The sequence below is a fragment of the Verrucosispora sp. WMMC514 genome (assembly GCF_027497295.1).
In the GTDB taxonomy this organism is placed as follows: domain Bacteria; phylum Actinomycetota; class Actinomycetes; order Mycobacteriales; family Micromonosporaceae; genus Micromonospora; species Micromonospora palythoicola.
Genome location: NZ_CP114906.1, coordinates 5638950 through 5660156 on the forward strand (window position 1 = coordinate 5638950; position 21207 = coordinate 5660156).

General features: G+C 71.7%; 19 protein-coding genes. 12 read left to right on the forward strand and 7 right to left on the reverse strand.

All coding sequences use genetic code 11. The annotated features are described in order from the left end of the window. Positions 1-3: 3 nt before the first annotated feature. The 10 genes from O7597_RS26145 to O7597_RS26190 all read left to right on the forward strand — a co-directional run bounded on the left by O7597_RS26145 (position 4) and on the right by O7597_RS26190 (position 11657). Positions 4-882 carry a branched-chain amino acid ABC transporter permease gene (locus O7597_RS26145; protein ID WP_269741338.1) on the forward strand — a complete coding sequence of 293 codons (879 nt, stop codon included), beginning with the start codon at positions 4-6 and terminating at the stop codon, positions 880-882. After that, positions 879-1985 carry a branched-chain amino acid ABC transporter permease gene (locus O7597_RS26150; RefSeq protein WP_269741339.1) on the forward strand — a complete coding sequence of 369 codons (1107 nt, stop codon included), beginning with the start codon at positions 879-881 and terminating at the stop codon, positions 1983-1985. The genes O7597_RS26145 and O7597_RS26150 overlap by 4 nt, the downstream gene beginning before the upstream one ends. Before the next feature lie 65 nt (positions 1986-2050). Further along, complete coding sequence (locus O7597_RS26155; RefSeq protein ID WP_281581032.1) at positions 2051-3331, forward strand: ABC transporter substrate-binding protein; 1281 nt, start codon at positions 2051-2053, stop codon at positions 3329-3331. Positions 3332-3510: 179 nt separating this feature from the next. Continuing rightward, positions 3511-4122 (forward strand): TetR/AcrR family transcriptional regulator, encoded by a 612-nt coding sequence (locus tag O7597_RS26160; protein WP_269741341.1) that lies wholly within the window; start codon positions 3511-3513, stop codon positions 4120-4122. A gap of 63 nt (positions 4123-4185) precedes the next feature. Beyond that, a complete protein-coding gene (locus tag O7597_RS26165; RefSeq protein WP_281581033.1) occupies positions 4186-7092 on the forward strand; it encodes a LuxR family transcriptional regulator in 2907 nt (968 codons plus the stop codon). Positions 7093-7276: 184 nt separating this feature from the next. Then, positions 7277-8248, forward strand: coding sequence for an ABC transporter substrate-binding protein (locus tag O7597_RS26170; RefSeq protein ID WP_281581034.1), 972 nt, complete (start codon positions 7277-7279; stop codon positions 8246-8248). 78 nt (positions 8249-8326) lie between these two features. Then, positions 8327-9118 carry an ABC transporter permease gene (locus tag O7597_RS26175; RefSeq protein WP_269741344.1) on the forward strand — a complete coding sequence of 264 codons (792 nt, stop codon included), beginning with the start codon at positions 8327-8329 and terminating at the stop codon, positions 9116-9118. Continuing rightward, positions 9115-9942 (forward strand): ABC transporter permease, encoded by an 828-nt coding sequence (locus O7597_RS26180; protein ID WP_269741345.1) that lies wholly within the window; start codon positions 9115-9117, stop codon positions 9940-9942. Before O7597_RS26175 ends, O7597_RS26180 begins: the two co-directional genes overlap by 4 nt. Continuing rightward, positions 9935-10735 (forward strand): ABC transporter ATP-binding protein, encoded by an 801-nt coding sequence (locus O7597_RS26185; RefSeq protein WP_281581035.1) that lies wholly within the window; start codon positions 9935-9937, stop codon positions 10733-10735. Before O7597_RS26180 ends, O7597_RS26185 begins: the two co-directional genes overlap by 8 nt. Positions 10736-10772: 37 nt before the next feature. Continuing rightward, positions 10773-11657 (forward strand): PaaX family transcriptional regulator C-terminal domain-containing protein, encoded by an 885-nt coding sequence (locus tag O7597_RS26190; protein WP_269741347.1) that lies wholly within the window; start codon positions 10773-10775, stop codon positions 11655-11657. Here O7597_RS26190 and O7597_RS26195 read toward each other — a convergent pair. From O7597_RS26195 to O7597_RS26210, 4 genes are all read right to left on the reverse strand, one after another. After that, positions 11654-13156: a long-chain fatty acid--CoA ligase gene (locus O7597_RS26195; RefSeq protein ID WP_281581036.1), complete on the reverse strand. Its 1503-nt coding sequence runs from the start codon at positions 13154-13156 to the stop codon at positions 11654-11656. The genes O7597_RS26190 and O7597_RS26195 overlap by 4 nt on opposite strands. 62 nt (positions 13157-13218) lie before the next feature. Next, a complete protein-coding gene (locus O7597_RS26200; protein ID WP_210823268.1) occupies positions 13219-13671 on the reverse strand; it encodes a MaoC family dehydratase in 453 nt (150 codons plus the stop codon). A 16-nt stretch (positions 13672-13687) separates the two neighbouring features. Continuing rightward, a complete protein-coding gene (locus O7597_RS26205; protein WP_281581037.1) occupies positions 13688-14569 on the reverse strand; it encodes an amidohydrolase family protein in 882 nt (293 codons plus the stop codon). A gap of 24 nt (positions 14570-14593) precedes the next feature. After that, positions 14594-15520 carry an SDR family NAD(P)-dependent oxidoreductase gene (locus tag O7597_RS26210; protein WP_281581038.1) on the reverse strand — a complete coding sequence of 309 codons (927 nt, stop codon included), beginning with the start codon at positions 15518-15520 and terminating at the stop codon, positions 14594-14596. A gap of 83 nt (positions 15521-15603) precedes the next feature. Here O7597_RS26210 and O7597_RS26215 point away from each other — a divergent pair, with 83 nt between their 5' ends. Further along, on the forward strand, positions 15604-16071 hold the full coding sequence (locus O7597_RS26215; RefSeq protein WP_269741352.1) for a MarR family winged helix-turn-helix transcriptional regulator: 468 nt from the start codon (positions 15604-15606) through the stop codon (positions 16069-16071). A 51-nt stretch (positions 16072-16122) separates the two neighbouring features. On the opposite strand, the gene O7597_RS26220 is transcribed toward O7597_RS26215, so the two are convergent. The 3 genes from O7597_RS26220 to O7597_RS26230 all read right to left on the reverse strand — a co-directional run bounded on the left by O7597_RS26220 (position 16123) and on the right by O7597_RS26230 (position 20463). Further along, complete coding sequence (locus tag O7597_RS26220) at positions 16123-18261, reverse strand: DUF6351 family protein (RefSeq protein WP_281581039.1); 2139 nt, start codon at positions 18259-18261, stop codon at positions 16123-16125. 158 nt (positions 18262-18419) lie between these two features. Beyond that, positions 18420-19301 (reverse strand): PaaX family transcriptional regulator C-terminal domain-containing protein, encoded by an 882-nt coding sequence (locus tag O7597_RS26225; protein ID WP_281581040.1) that lies wholly within the window; start codon positions 19299-19301, stop codon positions 18420-18422. A 151-nt stretch (positions 19302-19452) separates the two neighbouring features. Beyond that, complete coding sequence (locus O7597_RS26230) at positions 19453-20463, reverse strand: aldo/keto reductase (protein ID WP_269741355.1); 1011 nt, start codon at positions 20461-20463, stop codon at positions 19453-19455. Positions 20464-20572: 109 nt separating this feature from the next. Between O7597_RS26230 and O7597_RS26235 the strand changes: the two genes are divergently transcribed. Then, positions 20573-21181, forward strand: a complete 609-nt coding sequence (locus tag O7597_RS26235; RefSeq protein WP_269741356.1) for a TetR/AcrR family transcriptional regulator — start codon at positions 20573-20575, stop codon at positions 21179-21181. Positions 21182-21207: the final 26 nt, after the last annotated feature.

Sequence of the window (21207 nt, forward strand, 5' to 3'; positions counted from 1 at the left end):
ACCGTGGACCGCTTCCTCTTCCTCACCCTCGACGGCCTGTCGAGGGGCGCGGTCTACGCCGCGTTCGCACTCGCCCTGGTGCTCATCTGGCGGGCCGGTCGGATCGTCAACTTCGCCCAGGGCGCGATGGCGGTGGCCGCCGCGTACGTCGCGTACAGCGTCACCGCCGCCACCGGCTCGTACTGGCTCGGCTTCGGCGCGGCGCTGCTCGCCGGGCTGCTGCTCGGCGCGGTCGTGGACCTCGCGGTGATGCGGCTGGTGGACCACCGGTCACCGCTCAACCCGGTGATCGTCGCGCTCGGGCTGGTCCTGCTGATCCAGGCGGTCCTCGGCATGGTGTACGGCAACGAGTACCTGCCCGCCCGGCCACCGTTCAGCCGGACCGCGCTGACGGTCGGTGGCACCGCCGTGCTGTCCCCGTACGACCTGTTCGTCTTCGCCACTGTCGGGGTGGTCGGCGCGGCCCTCGTCTGGGTCTTCACCCGCACCGCGATCGGGTTGCGGATGCGCGCCGCCGCGTTCGCCCCCGAGGTGTCCCGACTGCTCGGCGTGAACGTGGGCGGCATGCTCACCCTCGGCTGGGCGCTCGCCTCGGGTGTCGGCGCCCTGGCCGCGATGCTCGTCATCCCCACCGGACTGGGGCTGCATCCGCACGCGATGGACCTGGTCTTCGTCTCCGCGTTCACCGCCGCGGTGCTCGGCGGGCTGGACAGCCCGCCCGGCGCGGTCGTCGGCGGTCTGGGGGTCGGCCTGCTGCTGTCCTACGTGAGCGGATACGCCGGTGGAGACCTCATTCCGCTCGCGGTGCTCGCGTTGCTGCTGACGGTGCTGCTGCTGCGTCCCGGCGGGTTGTTCGCCCCGGTCACCGCGAGGCGGGTGTGAGCGCCACCCGGGCGGCGGCGCCGCAGGCCAGGCACGCCGCCGCCGATCCCGCCCGGCCCGGCCGGTCGCTGCCGACCGTGGTACGCCACCTCGCCGTCGCGGCCGGCGTCGCGCTGCTGGTGCTGCTGGCCAGCTACCAGCTCGACTCGTTCCGCAACTTCCAACTGGCCACCGTGGCGGCGTACCTCTGCGCCACCGCCGGGCTGACCGTGCTGACCGGGCTCTGCGGGCAGCTCTCGCTGGGACACGGCGCGCTGATGGCCACCGGCGCGTACACCCTCGCCCTGGTGCAGAACGCCTTCGCCGAGCGGGGCTTCACCGCCGGCGGGTGGCTGATCGTGTCGCTGGTGGCGGCGGTGCTGGCCACCGTCGTCGTCGGCGCGGTCGTCGGGGTCGCCGCCGCCCGACTGCGCGGGCCGTACCTGGCCGGGCTCACCCTCGCGGTGGCCGTGGTGGTGCCGGCGTTGACCGTCACCTTCGACGGGGTCTTCAACGGCGAGCAGGGTCTGGCGGTGCCGGTGGCCCCCGCCCCGGCCGGGCTGGGCACCTACTTCCCGCACGAGCGGTGGCAGCTCTGGGTGGCCGCCGCGGCGACCCTGAGCTGCCTGGTGCTGCTGGCGAACCTGGTCCGCAGCCGCTACGGCCGGGCCTTCCGGGCGGTACGCGACGACGAGGTCGCCGCCCGCCTGGCCGGCATCCACGTGGCGCGTACCCAGGTCGTCGCGTTCGTGGTGAGCGCGGCCAGTGCCGGCCTCGGTGGCGCCCTGCTGGCGGTGCTCGCGCAGAGCGTGTCACCCGGCGCTTTCGGCCTGACGCTGTCGCTGTTCCTGCTGATGGCGGTGGTCATCGGCGGTCTCGGCCGACTCGCCGGGGCGGCCTGGGGCGCCCTCCTGCTGGTCGCCCTGCCCGACCTGACCCACTCCCTGACCAACCTGTTCACCCTCTCACCGGCGGCGGCACAGCGGCTGGAGGGCAACCTGCCGCTGGCGATCTTCGGCGCCACGTTGATCGTGGTCATGATCGCCGCGCCCGGCGGCGTGCAGGGGTTGTTGTCCCGGCTGGCCCGGGCGCTGCGCGCCCGCTGGCCGGTCGGGCGGTCGTAACCGTTCCACCCGCTCACCGCAACTACCCATATCGCACAACCGGACCGATGAAAGGTCGGTGTCCCATGCGAAGCACGGCACGACGCGGTCTCGTGATCGCCACCACCCTCACCCTGCTGCTCACCTCCGCCGCCTGCGGCGCCGACGACGGTCCCGGTTCGGGCGCGGCGGTGCCCGGCGTCACCGACAACGAGATAGTCGTCGGCACCCACATGCCGCTCACCGGTCCGGCGTCCGCCGGCTACTCGAAGATCGCCCCGGCGACGAAGGCGTACTTCGACTACGTCAACGCCAATGGCGGCGTGCACGGCCGCAAGATCACCTACAAGATCGTGGATGACGGCTACAACCCCGCGACCACCCAGCAGGTCGTCCGGCAGCTCGTGTTGCAGGACAAGGTCTTCGCCATCCTGAACGGCCTGGGCACCCCGACCCACACCGGCGTGCTGGACTTCCTGCACACCAACCGGGTGCCCGACCTCTTCGTCGCCTCCGGCAGCCGCAACTGGGACCAGCCCGACCGCTACCCGAACACCTTCGGCTTCAACCCGGACTACACCGTCGAAGGCAAGATCCTGGCCAACCACGTGAAGACCGCCCTGCCCGGCCGTAAGGTGTGCTTCCTCGGGCAGGACGACGACTTCGGCCGGGACGCGTTGGCCGGCGTGGAGAAGGTGCTCGGTGCCGACGGCGTGGCGGACCGCCAGACCTACGTCACCAGCAACACCAACGTCGCACCGCAGATCGGCGCGTTCAAGGCGGCCGGCTGCGAGGTGGTCATCCTCGCCACCGTGCCCGGCTTCACCGCCCTGTCCGTCGGCACCGCCGCCCGACTGGACTTCAAGCCGCAGTGGGTGGTGTCGAACGTGGGCGCCGACCTGCCGACGCTGTCCCGGCAGCTCGGCGACGCCGCCGGCCTGCTGGAGGGGCTGATCGGCCTCAACTACCTGCCGATGCAGGGCGACAGCGACGACCCGTGGATCCAGCTGTTCACCAAGGTGAACACGGAGCACAACGGCGGTGCGGAGTTCGACGGCAACACCGTCTACGGCATGGCGGTGGGCTACCTGTTCGTGCAGGTGCTGCAGGCCGCCGGCAAGGACCTCACCCGGGAGTCGCTCGTCGAGGCCGTCCGCAAGGGTGGTTACCAGGGGCCGGGGGTGGCGCCGTTGCGGTTCTCCGCCACCGACCACTCCGGCTACGGCGGCGGCCGGCTCAGCCGGGTCGAGGGGGGAGAACAGCGCTACTTCGGCCCCACCTACGAGACCGACGAGGCCGACGGGCCGGTCAACGAGTACGCCGCACCGCCGGTGGCGCCACCGGCCAACGGCGTGCCGAGCGCCTGATCCGCTCGCCCGGTGTGCGCCGGCTGACCCGAGCGGCGCACACCGGGCGCGGTGCGCGAACCGGTCACCGCGAGCGCGGCGGCCCGGCCGTGTCCCACGAGGCTCGACGGGGCGGGGTCCGGTCAACGCCTAGACTCGGCAGGCACGCTCGCAACGCCAGGGTGAGGGGGACGGCGGGGATGGTCAGTGCCGAGGCGGCCGGCCGGGTGGACGGGCGCACCGCTCGGGCCGAGCGCACCCGGGCGGCGATCGTCGAGGCGCATCTCGCCCTCATCTCCGAGGGCGACCTCCGCCCGACCGGCGAGCGCATCGCCGAGCGGGCCGGCATCTCCCTGCGGACGCTCTGGACCAACTTCAAGGACATGGAGACCCTGTTCGAGGCCAGCGGGGCGGAGCTGCTGCGCCAGCAGGACGCCGCCTGGCGGCCGATCTCGCCCACGTTGCCGCTGACCAAGCGGGTCGACGCGTTCTGCCGGCAGCGGGCGAAACTGCTGCAACTGATCGCGCCGTCGGCCCGGGCCGCGCAGATGCGTGAACCGGTCTCCGCGCAGCTGCGCCGCAACCGGCTCAAGCACATCGCCCGGGTACGCGACGAGGTCGAGCAGTTGTTCGCCGACGAACTGGACCGCGCCGGAGCGGCCCGGGACCAGTTGGTGAACGCCGTGGTGGCGGCGTGCACCTGGCCGGCGTGGTCGACCCTGCGCGACGGCCTCGGGTTGGGCGTGGACGCGGCCCGGGCGGTGATGGCCCGCACCGTCGGCGCGCTGCTCACCGAGCCGGCCGACCGCTGAACCCGGGCCGCCGCCCGACAATTCCCTCTTCTCAAGCGCCGACGGGTAGGCGAGACTCGATGCATGATTAATGCATCCACGGTGCAAATAGATGTGCTACGGGGCCGGCAGGCGGAGTGTCGGGAGATCCGGAGGCTACTGGCGGCACCGGCCGGGAGAGCGCTGCTGCTGCACGGCGAGCCGGGCTCCGGGCGCAGCACGCTGCTGGCGTACGCCCACCGGCATGGTCGGGAGCGTCGACTGCTCGCCGCCGCCGGCCTGCCCGACGAGGCGACGCTGCCGTACGCCGGGTTGCAGCGGCTGCTCGACCCGGTGCTCGACGGCGCGGGCACGCTGCCCGAACGGCAACGGCAGGTGCTGCGCCGGGCGATGGCCGGCGAAGGCTGTCGCGACCAGGACCTGCTCGTGCTCTCCCACGCCGTGCTCGGTCTGCTCGCCGAGGCCGCCCACGACGGTCCGCTGCTGTGCACCATGGACGACCTCGACGCGGGCGACGCTCCCACCGCCCGGTTGCTGACCCTGGTGGCCCGACGCCTGCCGCACCTGCCCGTCGTCCTGCTGCTCGTCACCGGCAGCGACAGCGGGGCGGACGCGATACCCCGCCACCGGCTGGAGCCGCTCGACGAACCGGACAGTCACGCCCTGCTGACCGCTCGCTGCCCCTCGCCGCCACCACCGGGCCCGGTGCTGGCCGGGCTGAGCGCCCTCGCCGCCGGGAACCCGCAGGCTCTCGTCGACCTCGCGGACTCGCTGACACCCGGCCAGTGGCAGGGTGCGGAGCCCCTGCCCGCGGCCGTGCCGGCCGACGGCGACCTGGGCCGGGCGTACCGTGGACTGCTCTGCCGGCTGCCGGACGACGCGCGGCACGCGCTGCTGCTGGCCGCGCTCGCCGCGACCGCCCCGACCCACCCGAGCCCGGCCGACCAGGCTCACGTCGTGGATCCGGTGACGCTGGGCCGGTCGCTGCGAACGGCCGGCGGCGGTGTCGACACGCTCGCACCGGCCGAGGCCGCCGGCCTGATCCGGCTCACGGCGGCGGGTGGCGCCGCCTTCGCGCGACCGCTGACCCGCGCCATGGTCGAGGCCACCGCCTCCCTTGCCGCGCGCCGCGACGCCCATCTGCTGCTCGCCGCCGTGTTCGAGGGCACCGGAGCCCGGTTGCGCCGGGCGTTGCACCTGGCGGCGGCGACCGACGGACCGGCACCGGCGTTGGCCACGGAGTTGGCGGACGCTGCCGGTGACCGCGCGGACCGCTCCGCCGCGGCGACGGCGCTGGCCCGGGCGGCCGAACTCAGCGACGATCCGGTGCTCGCCGCCAGCCGGTGGATCAGCGCCGCCCGATCCGCCTGGCAGGCGGGCGAACCCGACCGGGCCCGCGCGTTGCTGCACCACGTCGCGGATGCCCCCAGCGGTCCGGCTGCGGTACCGCCGGGCGGACGTGACAACGGACCCGACGCGTCGCCCCAGGAGATGTCGCCCGGGCCGGCCGGGCCGGGTGCCGGCGGCGACGTGGTGCGCGATCGGGGGATGGCCGCCATCCGGGGCCTCGCCGAACTGCTGCGTGGCGAGATGCGGCTGCGCTGCGGACCGGTGCCGGCCGCGCTGCCGACCCTGCTGGCCGCCGCGAGCACGCTGGCCGACGTCGACCGCGAGTCGGCGCTCGTCGCGTTGGTCCGGGCCGGCGAGGCCGTCTGCTACTGCGGTGACCAGTACCGCTACGCCGAGGTGGCCCGCCGGATGGCGGCGCTTCGGCACGACGCGGATCCGCCGTGGGCGGAGTTGCTGACCACCCTGGTCGCCGGAGTGGCCGCGACGCTGCGCGGCGAACACGCCCACGGCGGCCCGCTGCTGCGTCGGGCGGTGGTGCTCGGCGGCCGGCTGACCGGTGCCGCGGCGACCCCTACCGCGTTGACCGGCGCGGCCGTGGCCGGTCTGTTGGTCGCGGTGGACGCCGCGGCGTACCGGCTCGCCGACCACGCCGTCGAACGTGCCCTCGACCGGGGTGAGGTGTCCCTGCTGCCCAGGGCGCTCGAACTGCGGGCGATGAGCGAGTACTGGCTGGGCCGCCACGAGGCCGCGACGAGCAGCTGCCGGGAAGGACTGCGGGTGGCGCGGGCCACCGGCCAGCACACGAGCGTCGGCGCACATCTCGGTCTGCTCGCCGTGCTCGCAGCCGTACGCTCCGACCGCGACACCAGTCTGGGTCACGTCGCCGAGCTGGGCGACGCCGCCGTGCCGGGCAGTCGTCCGCACGCCCTCGCCGAGTGGGCCCTCGCGTTGCTGGACCTGGCCGAGGCCAGGTACGCCGACGCCGCCGACCGGCTGGCCGCGCTGGCTCGACCCGGTACCGGGCGCGGTCAGGTGCTCGTTCAGGTGATGGCCACGCCCCACCTGGTGGAGGCCGCCGCGCACGACGGTCGGCACGCCCGGGCGCGCGGCGCGCTCGCCGTCTTCGACAGGTGGGCCGGCAGCACCGCCAGCCCGCTGCGCCGGGCGCTGTCGGCCCGCTGCCACGCCCTGCTGGCCCCGCGCGGCAGCACCGAGGCCGAGCAGCATTTCCGGGCCGCGCTGTCGCTGCACCCGACCGATGCCGCCACCTTCGAACGGGCGCGCACCGAGCTGCTCTTCGGCCGGGAACTTCGCCGCGCCCGCCGTCCCCGGGAGGCCCGCGATCACCTGCACCGGGCCCGGCAGACCTTCATCCTGCTCGGCGCGCAGGCGTGGGCCCGGCAGAGCACAGTGGAACTGCGCGCGGCGGGGGAGTCCGTCGGCCCGCCGGACCCGCACGCCGTGCGGCTGCTCACCGGTCAGCAACTGCGCATCGCGCACCTGGTCGCCGCCGGTGCCACCAACCGGGAAGTGGCCAGGCAGATGTTCCTGTCCACCCGAACCATCGACCATCACCTTCGCAACATCTACCATCGGCTCGGTATCCGGTCCCGCACCGAGCTGGCGCGCGCGTTGGGCTGACGTGCCCAAACCGATATTCAATCGATTCATGACGGGCGTCAGAATTTCTTGACATTCGAAGGTCGGTGGCCGACGATGGCCAACACGGCCGGGTGATCTCACTCACATCGAGCCCGCCGTAGGTCTGAAGGCGCCCGTAGGTGTTGACGCGCCCACCACCCCCGCCCCAGGAAGGGCCTTGTCGATGAAGAAGGTATTCACGCTCGGGCTGATCGCCAGCGTCGCGATCGCGCTCGCTGGATGTACGGACTCGGATGCCACCCCCTCGGGAGAGGACAGCGGCGAACTCCGCCAGGTTCGTGTCGCGGCCCTGCCGATCACCGAGACCGCCGCGTTGTGGTGCGGCATGAAGGCCGGCATCTTCGAAAAGCACGGACTCTCGGTCGAGGTGCTGCCCGCCCAGGGCGGGGCCCAGGCCATCCCCGCGCTGATCAACGGGGACATCGACTTCGCCATCGGTCAGCCGTTCGGCCCGTTCCGGGCCGACCTGCAGGACCTCGGCGTGGTGATCATCGGCAACTACGCCTCGTCCTACGCCGAGGGCGACGACATCAACGCCGTGGTGGCCTCGGCCAAGTCGGGCATCACCCGGCCGGCGGAGCTCGCGGGTAAGCGGGTGGCGGTCAACAGCCTCGGTGCGGCCGGCGACGTGACGATCATGGCCGCGGTGGAGAAGGACGGCGGTGACCCGTCCACGATCAAGTTCGTCGAGGTCGCCTTCCCCGACGTCCCGGCGCAGCTCGAAGCCGACAACATCGACGCCGCCTGGGTGCCGGAACCCTTCGTCACCCAGCTGCGCAACCGTGGTGACACGTTCGTCGTCGCGCCTTACCAGGCGGTCGCCCCCGGTCTGGCGACGCTCACCGCCATCACGACGAAGGAGCAGATGGACTCCGAGGCCGAGCTGGTCGCCGACTTCACCGCGGCGATGAAGGAGACCCTCGCCTGGGCGCAGGACTCCGCCAACGAGGCGGCCGTCCGCCAGGCGATCAAGGACAACCTGGAACTCCCGGAGCCGGTCGCGGACTCGGTGAAGCTGCCGCGCTTCGGCTGGGAGCTGGACCGGGCGAGCCTGGAGTCGCTGGCCACGCTCGCCGGCAAGTACAAGGTGCTCGACCAGCAGCCCAACTTCGACCGCCTCATCCAACAGCAGTAGTAGCCGGCGCGGTCCCGCCCTTCCCGGTCACCGGCCGGGAAGGGCGTCGCCGCCGACCACGGGAGCAACATGCACGTCTTGTCCCTCCGACGTCCCCGTTCGCTGCGCAAGGTGATGCTGGGCGTTGTCGGGCTGACCGGGTTCCTCGTCGTCTGGCAACTCGTGCCGACCCTGGGCCTGATCAACTCGCAGTACCTGCCGTACGTGACCGACGTGTTCGCCCGGCTCGCCGAGGAGTTTCGTGACCTCGCCTTCTGGCGGCGGCTCGGGTACACCATGACCTCCTGGGCGATCGGTCTGGCCGTGGCCACGGCCGCCGCGGTCGTCCTCGGGACGATCGTCGGGCTGGTGCCCTTCCTGCGCCGCGCCACCCACACGGTGGTGGAGTTCCTGCGGCCCATCCCCTCGGTGGCGCTGATTCCCCTCGCCGTGCTGTTGTTCGGCATCCAGATGCAGGCCGCCCTGCTCATCATCATCTACGCGTCGTTCTGGCAGGTCTTCGTGCAGGTGATCTACGGTGTCGCCGACGTCGACGCGGTCGCCCGGGACACCGCCCGCAGCTTCGGACTCACCCGCCGCGAGCGGTTGTCGTACCTGGTGCTGCCGACCGCCCTGCCGTATCTGATGACGGGCGTCAGGCTCGCCGCGGCGGTCGCCCTGATCCTCGCCATCACCGCCGAGATGGTGATCGGCAACCCCGGTCTGGGCCGGATGATCGAGCTGTCCCGCTCCGCCGGTGACTCCGTCGGGCTGTACGCCTTCGTGGTGGTCACCGGGCTGCTCGGGCTGCTGGTGAATCTCGTCTTCCGGTTCATCGAACGGCGTTCGTTGTCGTGGCACCAGTCCGTACGCGGTGAGGAGGTCCTGTGACCACGCACACCGGCCGGATCGGGTACCGGTCGTCGCCCGGGTGGCGCCTCGGGCGCCGGGTCGCCGCGGGTTTCCTCTATCCCCTCGGGCTGCCCTTCCTGCTGCTGGTGATCTGGGGGCTGGCGTCGAGTTCGTCGACGAACCGGTTCTTCCCCGGCCCCGTGACGATCTTCGAAGCCTTCCGGGAGACCTGGATCGGCCCCGCGTTCGTCGACGACGTGCTGCCGAGCCTCTACCGGCTCGCCCTCGGCATCGCGGCCTCGATCGTGATCGGCATCGCCGCCGGGACGCTCATCGGGCTGTTCCAGTGGCTACGGGAACTGCTCGAACCGCTGCTGGAGTTCTTCCGGGCCATCCCGCCACCGGTGCTGATCCCGGTCGTGATGCTGCTGCTCGGCATCACCGACACGATGAAGGTGGTCGTGATCGTCTCCGGCGCGGTCTGGCCCATCCTGCTGAACACGATCGACGGTGTCCGGGCCACCGACAGCGTGATGTCCGAGACCGCCGACTCGTTCCAGATCACCTGGTGGGAGCGGCTTCGGTTCCTCGTACTCCCGGCGGCCAGCCCACGGATCATGACCGGGGTCCGGCAGGGGCTCTCGGTCGCGCTGATCCTGATGGTCATCTCGGAGATGTTCGCCTCGTCCGCCGGACTCGGCTACCGGATCGCCTACTTCCAACGTAACTACCTCATCGCCGAGATGTGGAGTGGCATTCTCCTGCTCGGCCTCGTCGGCGTGCTCCTCGCCGCGACCTTCGGTGTCGTCGAGCGACGGGTGCTGCGCTGGTACCACGGAATCAGGGAGGTCAACCGTGCCTGACCAGAGCACCCTGCTGCGGGTGGAGCACCTGCGCAAGGTCTACGAGTCCACGAACGGCGACGTCGAGGCGATCGGTGACATCAGCTTCACCATGCGCTCCGGTGAACTCGTCTGCATCGTCGGGCCGTCGGGCTGCGGCAAGACCACCCTGCTGAAGTGCCTCGCCGGTCTGCTCCGGCCCACCAGCGGTCTGGTCGAGATGGACGGGACGCCGGTGACCGGTCCGAGCCCGGCGATGGCCGTCGTCTTCCAGGAGTACGGCCGCAGCCTCTACCCGTGGTTGACCGTCCGGGGCAACGTCGAGCTGCCGCTGCGGCACAAGCGGCTGTCCCGCCCCGCCCGGGACAAGCTCGTCACCGATGCCATCGAGGCGGTCGGGCTGGCGCACGCGGCCCGCAGTCACCCGTGGCAGCTCTCCGGCGGCATGCAGCAGCGGGTGGCGATCGCGCGGGCCATCGCGTACCAACCCGAAGTGCTGATCATGGACGAGCCGTTCGCCGCGGTCGACGCGCAGACCCGCGCGGACCTGGAGGACCTCGTCCGGGAGCTGCACACGAACCGGAAGATCTCGGTTCTCTTCGTCACCCACGACATCGACGAATCGGTGTACCTGGGGGAACGGGTGCTGGTGTTGTCCGCGTCGCCGACCTGGGTGCAGGAGGATCTGACCGTCGACCTGCCGCCGGAGCGCGACCAGATCACCACCCGGGCGCTGCCGCGCTTCACCGAGCTGCGCACGCACGTCTACGACCAGATCCAGCGTGCGAAGCGCGGGCAGACCGTCGCCCCGTGATGGTGCCGAGGGGCGGATCCGCCCGAGGGGGAGGGCTGTGCGCAGTCGTCAGCCGAAGCAACTGCTGCTCGCGTTCTTCGGCGAGCACGTCGTCGACGATGACCCGGGGCCGATCCGTGCCAGCGTCCTGATCGGTGTCCTCGAAGGAGCCGGCGTCGCCGCACCGGCGACCCGGGCGACCCTCGACCGGCTGGTGCAGACCGGCATGCTCGACCGGAGCAAGAGCGGTCGGGAGATCCAGTTCTCGCTCACCGAGCACGGGGTGGCGGTGCTGCGGGAGGCCACCGCCCGCGTCCGGGGCCCGCGCCCGTTCGATCCGCAGGGCACCGGCTGGACCCTCGTCACGTTCACCATCCCAGAGGGGCAGCGGACCCTGCGCCACCGGTTGCGTTCCACACTGACCTGGGAGGGTTTCGCGCCGCTGCGCGACGGGCTCTGGCTGGCACCCGGCGAGGTCGATCTCGCCGGTTCGTTGGAGCCGCTGTGCCAGGACCTTCCTCCCCAGACGGTCATCGCCTTCCACGCCCGGGAACTAGCCGGCTTCCCGATCGCCGACAGCGTCCGGGCGGCGTGGGACATCGAGGCGATCCGGCGCGAGCACCTGGCGTTCATCGAGGTGTGGGGCGACCCGGGCGCCGCGACCCAGGCGGCGAGCGCGCTCACCGTACGCACGATGCTGGTGGCCGACTGGCTCGCGTTGCTGCGCGCGGACCCGAGGCTGCCCCGCGAGTTCATGGACGCGCAGTGGCCGGCCGGGCGGTCGACCCAGGTCTACCGGCGGATGCACCAGCGGCTGGCCGCGGCCTCCGCCGAGGAGTTCGCCGCTCTCGTCGGCGGTGGCACCACCGGTGCGGTGGCCCGGAACGTCGGTGGTGTGGCGGCGCGGGCGGGCGGCGATCCGGCCCGGCGCGGTCGGGCCTAACCCGCGAACCGGCTCCGCAGGTCGGCCTTGCGCACCTTCCCCGACGCGGTGCGGGGCAGTTCGTCGACGACGACCACGTTCTTGGGCACCTTGTAGCGGGCCACCCGGCCGTCCAGGAACTGTCGCACCGTGGCCAGGTCGACGGTGGCGTCCTCGCGCACCGTCATGATCGCCCAGGGCACCTCGCCCCACCGCGCGTCCGGTACGCCGATGACCGCCACCCCGGTCACCCCGTCGATCTCGCCGAGCAGGACCTCGATCTCGGCCGGGTAGATGTTCTCGCCGCCCGATATGATCATGTCTTTGAGCCGGCCCGAGATGTAGAGGTAGCCGTCGGCGTCGAGGTAGCCGAGGTCGCCGGAGCGGAACCAGCCGTCCGGGGTGAACGCCTCGGCCGTCGCCTCCGGCAGCTTGTGATAGCCGGGGAAGACGTTCGGGCCGCAGATCTGGATCTCACCGATGCCGTCGTCGGCGATCCGCACGCTGGTGAAGAAGTGCGGCAGGCCCACGCTGCCCTGCTTGGCGCGGGTCATCGCCGGGGGCAGTGACGTCGCGCCCGGCGACGCCTCGGTCATGCCGTAGCCCTGCGAGAAGGACAGGCCGCGCTCCTCGTAGGCGTTGAGGATGCGGGTCGGTACGGCCGAGCCGCCGCAGGTCAGCTTGCGCAGCGTCGACAGGTCGGTGGCGCTCCAGTTCGGATGGTCGGCCATCAGCTGGTACGTGGTCGGCACGCCGCTGAGCATGGTGACGCCGTGCCGCTCGATCTGGGCGAGCGCGCGTCCCGGCTCGAAGCCCTTCTCCAGCACCAGCGTGGCGCCCTTGAGGATGACCGGTAGTGCTCCCATGCCGAGAGACGCGACGTGGAACAACGGCGAGATCATCAGCGCGACGTCGGTCGAGACCACGTCGTAGTCGACCACGCAGTTGAGCGCGACCCAGGTGAGGTTGCCGTGGGTCAGCACGGCGCCCTTGGCCCGCCCGGTCGTGCCCGAGGTGTAGATGATCGCGGCCGGGTCGTCCAGGCTCACCGCGACGGCGGCGCGGGCGTCCGCGGCGGTCGTGCCCAGCAGCCGGGTCAGCCCCGGCCGGTCGGCGGTGCCCTCCCCGGTGACGACGACGCGTGGGGACGGTCCGGTGCCGATGGCGGCGGCCACCCGATCGGCGAACGCGGGATCGTGGATCAGCACCCGCGCGCCGCAGTCGGTGAGCACGTGGGTGACCTCGGGCGGTGCCAGCCGGGTGTTGACCGGCACGAAGACCGCGCCCAGCCGCGCCGCGCCGAACATCACCCGGAGGAAGTCCGGACTGTTCTCGCCCAGATAGGCCACCGCGTCGCCCTTGCCGACGCCGAGCTGCCGCAGCAGCGCCGCGACCCGGTCGGTGCCGTCGGCGAACTGGCGGTACGTCACGGTGGCGCCCTCGCCATGGACGAGGGCGACCTTGTCGGGGGACTTGAGTCGGCGCTTGGCCAGCCAGGCGCCGATTCCTTGTTCGTGCATCAGCGGACTCCCGGTGGTGGAGGATGGTGCGTCGATGCGTGGCCGGCCGGCCCGGTGAGCCGTCAGGCGTAGAAGCGGTACAGGCCGCGCGCCACCACGGCGGGCTTGGTGCCGCCGTCGATCTCGATCGTCTGGTCGACGGCGATCTGGTAGCCACCGGTCACCTCGACGACCTCGGCGACCGTCGCGGTCATCCGGACCCGCGAGCCGACCTTGACCGGGGCCGGGAAGCGCACCTTGTCGAGGCCGTAGTTGACCTTCGTGGTGACCCCCTTCACGTCGAGCAGCTCGGTCCAGAAGGGCACCGCCAGCGAGAGCGTGAGGAAGCCGTGCGCGATCGGCGCGCCGAACGGCCCGTTCTTCGCCCGCTCGGGGTCGACGTGGATCCACTGGTGGTCGTCGGTGGCATCGGCGAAGAGGTTCACCTGGTCCTGGGTGACCGTCCGGTAGTCGGTGTAACCGAGGTCGGTGCCGGCCAGGTCGGCGAGCTGTTCGTAGGTGATCGTCGTCGTCATGAGCGTCCTCTCGTCGTCAGCTGGACAGGCCCAACAGCCGGACGGCGTTGTCCTTCAGAATGCCGGGGAGCACCTCGGGCTTGAGGTCGGTGGCGCGTACGTCCCGCAGCCAGCGGTCGGGGGTGAGCAGCGGGTAGTCGGTGCCGAACAGCACCCGGCGCTTGAGCAGTGAGTTGGCGTACCGTACCAGCTCGGCCGGGAAGTACTTCGGGCTCCAACCGGACAGGTCGATCCAGGTGTTCGGCTTGTGCGTGGCCACCGACAGCGCCTCGTCCTGCCAGGGCACCGACGGGTGGGCCATGATGATCTGGAGGTCGGGGAACTCGGCCGCGACCGGGTCGAGCAGCATCGGGTTCGACAGGCCGAGCCGGAAGCCGTAGCCGCCCGGCATGCCGGCACCGATGCCGGTCTGTCCGGTGTGGAACAACGCCGGCACGCCGGCCTTCTCCAGCAGACCCCACAGCGGGGCGTACCGCTCGTCGCTCGGATCGAAGCCCTGCACGGTGGGATGGAACTTGAAGCCGCGTACGCCCTCGTCCTCGATCAGCCGACCGGCGAGGTCGAGCGCCGCCGCCCCGGTGCGTGGGTCGACCGATCCGAAGGGGATCAGCACGTCGGCGTGCTCGGTCGCGGCGCGGGCGATCTCCACGCTCGACAGCGGCTGGTGCGCCAACTGGGTGCGGGCGTCCACGGTGAACACGACGGCGGCCATCTGGCGTTCCCGGTAGTACTGCGCCACCGCCTCGATCGCCGGGCGCGGCCCGTCGGCCTTGAAGTACTTCGACACCGCCGCCACCAGGTCGTTGGGCAGCGAGTTGTGGCCGTGCTCGTCGACCTCGATGTGCACGTGCACGTCGATCGCGGTGACGGTGTCGAGGTCGATGGCGGGCTGGTACATGATGGGGAACTTTCCTCCGGCGGGTCAGGAGCCTGCGGTCTTGAACTCCTCGGGGAGGTCCGGGAACCGCTCGCCGACGCTCTGCAGCGCCCCGGCGAACGTCGCCGGCCAGGCTTCGAGCAGGGCATCGTACGTCCAGCCGCCCTCGCGGTGGGCGGTCAGCGCCGCCTCCGGGTGGGTCCAGATCTGGAGCCGGTCGCCGCCCACCCCGATCACCTGGCCGGTGACGCCGCCGGCCGCGTCGGAACCGAGGAACGCGATGAGGCCGGCCACGTCGTCGGCCGTGCCGAAGCCGAGATCGTGCCGGAAGAACGCCGGCATCGGTTCGCCCTGCTCGGCCGCCCGCACCGCGGCGGCGAAGTAGGGCACCGTGGCGGTCATGGCGGTCGCGGCCACCGGAACCACGGTGTTGGCGGTGATGCCGGCCCGCTTGAGCTCCAGCGCCCAGGTGCGTGTCATGCCGACGATGCCCGCCTTGGCGGCGGCGTAGTTGGTCTGGCCGAAGTTGCCGCGCTGGCCGGTGGGGGAGCCGATGCAGATGATGCGGCCACCCTCGCCGGCCGCCCGCATGTGTTGCACCGCCGCGCGCACGGTGGTGAAGGTGCCGCGCAGGTGCACGTTGACGACGGTGTCGAAGTCCTCGTCGGTCATCTTCCACAGCACGGTGTCACGCAGCACGCCGGCGTTGGTGACCAGGATGTCGAGTCGCCCGAAGGTCTCGACGGCGGTGGTGACCAGCCGCTCGGCGGTCTCGGTCGGGCCGACCGGAGCGACCACCGCGGCGGCCCGCCCGCCGAGCGCCTGGATCGAGGCGACGGCGTCGGCGGTGGTCTGCGCGTCGACGTCGTTGACCACCACCGCGGCGCCCTGCCGGGCGAGTTCCTGCGCGTACGCGAGGCCGAGACCGCGTCCGGATCCGGTGACGATGGCGACCTTGCCGTCCAGGGACATGGAGAACTCCTTCGTGTTCACCCGATCTGAACACGGACCGTTGAAAATGTCAATCATTGGTAAAACGCGCTACCATCGTCGCCATGTCCGCTAGCGGGAAGACCCGGCTGCCGGGGCGGGACGCCCTGCGGGACAGCGTGCTCGGCGGTGACCTGGTCTTCCTGCTGGCCCGCGCCAACGCCCTCACGCTCGCGGCGGCCAACGCCGCCCTCGCCGAGCACGGGCTCAAGGCCCGGTCCTACTCCGTGCTCGCGCTGGCCGCCGACGGGGTCCGACCCACCCAGCGGGAACTGGCCGAGTTCCTCCGCCTCGACCCGAGCCAGGTCGTCGCCCTGGTCGACGGCCTGGAACGACGTCAGTTGGTGCAGCGCCGCACCGACCCGGCCGACCGGCGGGCCAACGTCCTCGTCGCGACCGACGCCGGTCGGGACCTCTTCGCCCGCGCCCAGCAGGCCGCCCGTGCTGTCGAGTTGGGACTGCTGGCCACGGTCACCCCCGAGGAGCACGAGCGGCTGGCCGGCCTGCTGCGCCTGCTCGCCTTTCCCGACTGAGCGCGGGCGGGAGGATCGCCCGTGGCGAGCCTCCCGACCTGGCGCTGAGTCTCAGAAGCGGATCCAGGTGCCGGCGAGCGGGCGCTGCCCGACGCCGGGTTTCGACCAGTCACAGACTCCGTCGGGGAAGACGGCACGCAGCCGGTCCCACTGGTCGGCGGTGAAGCGCACCCCGTACCCGGACTTGCGCAGCGGCTGAAGCTGGCACTTGAGCACCGCCGAGGTCGTCGGCCCACCCGCCACCACCCGCGGGTTGCGGTGGTACGGGTAGAGCTGGTTGCAGCGGGCGTCCGGGTCGAGCGTCAGCCGCTCCACGATCCGTTCCCCCTCGGGCGTGAAGCAGCCGTCGGCCACGCCGCGCGGTCGCGACAGCCGGGTGAGCGCTTCGGCGTGCAGGTGCGGCCGGGTCGCCGCGAGCCGGGTCCGGGCCGTCAGCCAGGCGTCCATGTCGGCCAGCGCCCGCTCCTGGAGTTCCACGCTGGCCGCTCCTGCCGGGCCGGTCACGCTGACGTGGTTGTCGGCGTTGCCGTTGGCCCGCACCAGGCGTTCCCGCATGGTCCAGGAGCGGAACCGGTCGTGGAAGTCTCCGGTGGGGTCGGTGTAGCCGCGGGTCTCGATGATCGGGATCCAGCGCAGCCCGCCGTCGAACTGGTTGACCCGGCCGGTCGCGTAAGCCCGGTTCAGCGCCGCGACGCTCACCGAGGTGCGTTGCGGCGTGCGGTTGCCCTCCACGTCCAGGCCGCCGATGCCCTCGTTGAGCCGGACGAACTGCTCCGGGCTGATGACCCCCGCCCGGAGCGTTGCCAGGCCGTACTGCACGCCGACGGTGTCCGGAATGATCGGCCGGCCGGCACCGGTCCTCGGGTCGACGCCGTAGACGTTCGAGACGAAGTCCGCCATGGCGCAGCGGATGCCCTCCGGGTTGGTGTCCGGGTGGTAGCGCCGGTCGGCGGGGATGTGGGCGGGGCAGGCGGTCGGCCAGTCCACACTGTCGAAGAACTGGTAGCCGAAGCAGGTGTTCGGGCTGCCGAAACCGCTGACGGCGTGCTGCTGGGCCGCCGACAGCCCGGCGGCGGTGGCCGCCTGGGAGATGAACCGGCACTCGTGGCCGGAGATGGTGGTGGAGCGCTCGTCGGGGTAGCCGATGCTGCCGACGACGCCGTCCAGGATGCCGGGGTAGGCGTTCGAGATCAGCAACTGTTGCATGGTGCCGGCCGATCCACCCCAACCCATGGTGAACGCCGGTACGCCGAGCGTCTCGACGAAGTGTTCCTTGACCATCATGGCCGTCTCGGCGGACGTGACGTCGTTGCAGTTGTGCGCGTACACGTTGAAGGTCGCGCTGGCGACCGCGTAGCCGCGGCTCAGCAGCGTGTGGTCGAGTACGCCGCCGGTGCTGGTGGCCTGGGTGTGGCCGATGCCGCAGGCGCCGCCGAAGGTGTAGACCAGCCGGTCGTTCCAGCCGCGCGTGGTCGCCCACGGGCTCGGGGCCGGGGTGCCCGGCTGGTGCAGCATGGCGATCTCGTAGACCGCCCGGTTGATGGTGCCGCGTTCGATCCGCACCACGTACGGGACGGTCCGGCCGGCCGTGGTGGTGGTGCTGGCCACGTCGGCCGGCAGGGGACCGTCGGGCAGGTCGACGAAGCTGCCGGCGGTGCTGCGGTACCGGTAGCTGACCTGGGCCTCGGCCACGTGGCAGTTCTCGTCGACCGGGCCCAGGTTCCAGGGACTGCCCGAGGCGGTGCAGAACAGCGGGATGTGTGGCCCGGAGAAGACCGGCCCGGCGGCCGGATGGTTGACCACCGTCAGCGTGGCGCCGGGCCGCTGCCAGCCCCACCGGTTGGCGCGGACCTCGATCCGGTTGCGGCCCAGCCTCAGCCGGTCCACCAGGCCGAGCAGGGTCCACCTGTCGCCGACCGAGCGGAAGCGGCTGGTCACGTCACGACCGTCGAGGCGAATGGTCACCCGGTGCGGTGCGACGGTGCGCGGCACGGTCACGCGCACCAGGGCGTCGCCGCCGCTGACCATGTCCGCGCGACCGGACACGACCGACACGTCGAAGCCGCGGTCGATGCCCTTGACGGTCGCCGCGGCGGCTGGTGCGGAGCCGCCGACCAGCGCGGCGGCGACAAACGCGGTGAGTGCCGCCCGTAGGTGCCGGACGTTCCGCCTCGTTCGGTGGGTGGGCATGGCGGGACCCCTCTCAGCCGGGGACGGACGGCTGGGCCTCCGGGGCCGAAGGCACGGAGGAAACGTAATGCGAAAACTGACCGGCAGTCAATGGAAGTGCAATGCATCGATGTCGTGAGGTGGCCCTGGGCCGGGCTCGGCACGGATGTACGGTGCGGTCAGACCGGTTCGAGCCGCTGGACGAGGTCCTCGAAACGTTTCTGGGCCAGCGGAGCCAACGCCTCGGAGATGCCCAGGAACATCGCCCGCGCCTCGGCGCGCGGGAACGACGGGGGCAGGAAGTCGACCGGCAGGTCAGGGTCGGCACCCACCAGCGCCCGCCAGTCGCTGACCAACTCGGTACGCGCGACGAGCGCCTCCGCCGCCGGCACCCCGCCGGCCCCGGCCCGACCGGCCAGGGCGCGGTAGCGGTGCAGGAAGCCCCGGTACCCGGCGGCCACCTCGTCGATCCGCCAGGCGGCCTCCAGCCGCGCCCTACCGTCCGGCAGCAGCTCCAGGTCCGTGGAGCGCAGTAGCACCGCGTCGGTGACGCCGAGTTCGCTGAGTTGCTCGCGTGCCTCGTGGAGCCGGTCGTGCGGGGTGACCCAGGTGGCGTCGTACAGCGGCCAGAACGTCAACCAGCGCAACCGGGCCCGGATCAGCCGCCGCTGGTTCGCGTCCTCCAGCGGCACGGAGAACGCGATGAGCGTCCAACTGCCGTCCCAGGTGCTCTCGTCGGTGCTGGCGAAGATGCGCCGGGCACCCCGCTGAAGGAGGTGCCACGCCGGCTCGGTCAACCGGTAGCTGGTCCGCCGGCCCTCCTTGGTCCGGTGCAGCATGCCCCGCTGGGTCAGCCGGGCGAGCGTGGCGCGGGCGTTGGCGGGCGCGATGCCGAACTCCGCGAGGACCGCCACCAGCCCCCCGGACGGCAGCGGCGCACGACCGGCGTGCCAGTGGTCGCCGAGCAGGGTCACCAGCAGACGCTGGGCGCGGGCCCGCCCGACCGCCGTCCGCTCCGACGACGAACCCGGCGGTGCCAACTCGCCCAGCGCGTCGCTCACCACGACGACGCACCGGTGGCGTTTCGGTCGGTGTGGGGCTGACCAGAGCGCATCAACACCCGGTCACGTTACTGCGCCAGGTGACCGGGAGGTACCGCCTCACCCGACCGGCCGGTCCACCAGCCCTCGCCGGCGGGCCGGGCGCCGTCCGTCACTTCTCGCTGTCGAGCAGCGCCATCATCGGCGCGGCGTACCGCTCCCCGGCGGCGGAACCACGCGGCACCGCCTGTTCGATCTCGTCGAGCATCTCCCGGTCGAGGGTCAGCTCGGCGGCGGCCAGGGACTCGGCCAGGCGGGTACGGCGACGTGCGCCGACCAGCGGCACCACGTCCGTGCCCTGTGCGGCGACCCAGGCGATCGCCACCTGGCTGGTGGTCGCGTCCAACCGCTTGGCGACCCGGCCCAGCGCGTCGACCAAGCGCAGGTTGGCCTGCAGATTCTCACCCTGGAACCGGGGGCTGCCGGCCCGGAAGTCGGTGCCGGTGAGCTGACGGTCGGGCTGCCAGTGCCCGCTCAGCAGGCCCCGGGAGAGCACACCGTACGCGGTCAGACCGATGCCCAGCTCGCGCAGCGTCGGAAGGATGGACGTCTCGGGGCCCCGGGACAGCAGCGAATACTCGATCTGCAGGTCGCTGATCGGTGCCACCGCCGCAGCCCGGCGGATGGTCTCCGAGCCCACCTCGGAGAGCCCGATGTGCCGGATCCAGCCGGCCTCCTGCATCTCCCGCAGGGCGCCGACGGTCTCTTCCACCGAAATCTGCGGGTTGAGCCGTGACGGGCGGTAGATGTCGATGTAGTCGGTTCCCAGCCGGCGCAGCGAGTATGCCAACCGGTCCTTCACGGCTGGACCTGATACGTCGTACGGCACGGGCTGGAAGGCGCCGTCGGGGGCGCGGCGGGAGCCGAACTTGACGCTGAGCACCACGTCTTCCCGAGAACGTTCCTTGAGGACCCGCCCGATCAGCATCTCGTTGTGCCCTGAGCCGTAGAAGTCCCCGGTGTCGATCAGGTTGATCCCGGCGTCCAGCGCGGCGTGCAGCGTCGCGAGGCTCTCGGCCTCGTCGGCGGGGCCGTACAGGTCCGACATGCCCATCGCGCCGAGGCCGAGGGCGGAGACCGTCGGGCCGGTCGTGCCGAGCGTGCGTCGCTCAATGGTCGTCATCTGGTCCGTCCTCCACAGGTGGTTCCTTACCGGCAGCCGATCGCTGCTGTATACACTACGTCCATATAACTCTCTCGGAGACACTGTGTCCATATAAGTGGAGGGGGCAGTGAGCCAGCCCACGTCGGAAGCCGGCGAGCCGCGCCAGCGCGGTCGCGGTCGCCGCCCGGCAGACCAGGTACGTCAGGAGATACTCGCGGCGGCCGGAAATCTCCTACTAGAGGAGGGCATGGCCGGATTCACCATCGAGAAGGTTGCCGCGCGCGCCGGTGCCAGCCGAATGACGATCTACAAGTGGTGGCCGTCCAAGGGTGCCCTCGCCCTGGACGGCTACTTCGCCGTGGTCGCGCCCACGCTGGCTTTTCCCGACACCGGGGACATCGTCGCCGACCTGACCAGCCAGCTCGTCGCCTTCGTCCACCTGATGAACGACACCACCGCCGGGCGGGTGATCAGTCAGCTCATCGCCCAGTCGCAGACCGACTCCGACCTGGCCGCCGCCTACCGTCAGCGCTACTCCGGGCCTCGTCGGGCGCTGGGGGTGGAGACCCTCAACCGGGCGGTGTCACGGGGACAGTTGCGGGCCGACATCGATCCGGAGTCCGTCATCGATCAGCTCTGGGGCGCCTGCTATCACCGCCTGCTCATCCCGGACCAACCGCTCACCGAGGAGTTCGCCCGGACACTTGTGGACAACCTCATGCGCGGCCTGCGCTGACGCCGAGCGTCCCCACGGGGCGAAAC